The organism is Clostridium sp. CTA-6 (genome assembly GCF_054768115.1).
In genome coordinates this window covers 1-1,905 of record NZ_BAAAAU010000025.1, presented here as the reverse complement: position 1 = coordinate 1,905, position 1,905 = coordinate 1, and the positions used below count along the sequence as shown (strand labels likewise).

The following is a 1,905-nucleotide window of genomic DNA, read 5'->3' as shown; positions in this document are numbered from 1 at the left end:
GGAGGCCCTGTGGAAGAGTAGGTCGTTGCCAGATGAATATGATTCACTAGCTCAGTTGGTAGAGCACATGACTTTTAATCATGTTGTCCGGGGTTCGATTCCCCGGTGGATCACCAAAGCACTTTACAGTTTTGTAAGGTGCTTTTTAATTTGGATAATATATATTATTCAAATTATTATGGAATAGTATAAATATAATGAATATGAAATTTTGATGCTTCATATGGGTGTATTAGAATATATAATTGTTATATGAAATAATAAAATAAAAATCTATATTATGAAAATAATATAGATTTTTATGAATACAAGGGACTTAGATTTAAATTTTGCCTAGAGCTTCTTTTAACTTAAGCCAATCATTCTCATATATCTTATGAAATTCTTCACTTCTATTATAAGTTAAAGATGATGGATGATACATTGGAAACACATATCTACTTAAGTTTTCAACAAAATAAACATTACCATGACAATCACCAATAGACTTAAAATTTGTTAGCCTTTTCAAGGGAACATTTCCTAATGTAATTATTAATTTAGGGTTTACTAAATTAATTTCTTCATCAAGTATGGAACTAAATAAAGATATTTCTGAAACCTTAGGTGGTCTATTACTTATAGATATTCTTCCATTTTTACCTTCTTTAATTTTTATAGGTCTAAAAAAACAAGTATTAGTAATTCTAATAGATTCTCTTTTAAGGCCTATAGAATTTAAATATTTCTCAAAGTTTTTACCAGCCATACCTACAAAAGGTTTACCTTCTTCTACTTCATTTTTACCTGGGGCTTCTCCTATAAATAGAATATCACATGGTATAGGCCCATCACCTGTTATGTACCCACCTGTTTTATCACCTACATATTCCTCTGAAATATTTTTAATTTTATTTTTCAAAGATTCTTGTATATTCAATTAAGAAAACTCCTTCCTATATATTTATATAAACTTCATTTCCTTTTAAATTTATACTATTAACACAACTATTAATGTAGTTAAAAGAGAGTATTCTTTTATTAATTTTAACACCGCTAATTTTTTTATGCGTATTTTTATAAAAGTAATTATTATATAGATAAAGTTCTATATAAAATATGTAGTTTTAGAAAATATAAAATATACCATTATCTAATGGTTGTTAAAAATGTTTATCATTCTAATAATAAACTCCATTAAAAACTGTGAAAGAATATATATTTTTTAAAATTACATTTTATGAATATGATTAGTTACATATAAAATATAATTTAATGTTTATATATGGGATTTTATTATCTTTTAAAAGAAATATGATGATATAAATTATATATTAAAATCAATCTCATATAAAGGAATATTATCATACACTAATTATTCAATAATTTTATTAGGTAAATATAAAAGCAATTACTGTATAAATAATAAAGAATATAAAAATATTTATAATATATAGTAGTTACTATAATTTAGATTATAGATATTATATAAAAATGTAGAGTATTATCTAGCTTAACCAATAATAATGTAGTGCTTATATTTTAAAAAATAATATATAAATATAATTATATAAGTAATATATAGAAAATAATTCTTATAATTACAGCAACATAACCAAGTGTATCTATATAAAAAAAACGGAGTAATATGTAAAAAATAAAAGAAAAATGCTATTAATTTTATATAAATAGATAAAATCATATCGTTATAGTAATTGAAAATGCTATAATGGTACATGTCGCTGAAACACAGCAACAAATAAAAAAAACAAATTTGAAAAAAAGTTCTTGACAAAGAACAACAAATTTGATAAGATATAAAAGTCGCTGAGGCGATGTGGTCTTTGAAAATTAAACAGAGAATTAACAAGAAACATTCTTGTAACAGCCAGTAAGATAAGGTAATAAACCTTGTCAATGAATTTG

At 23.5% G+C, this 1,905-nt stretch carries 1 protein-coding gene and 1 tRNA gene; one reads left to right on the top strand and one right to left on the bottom strand.

Annotated features, from left to right (window positions below):
- Positions 1-40 precede the first annotated feature (40 nt).
- Positions 41-116 (top strand) — tRNA-Lys (locus ACYUDJ_RS21190).
- A gap of 206 nt (positions 117-322) precedes the next feature.
- Here the strand turns inward: ACYUDJ_RS21190 and ACYUDJ_RS21185 are convergent.
- Positions 323-919 (bottom strand): uracil-DNA glycosylase, encoded by a 597-nt coding sequence (locus tag ACYUDJ_RS21185; RefSeq protein ID WP_043030868.1) that lies wholly within the window; start codon positions 917-919, stop codon positions 323-325.
- Between the last annotated feature and the right edge of the window lie 986 nt (positions 920-1,905).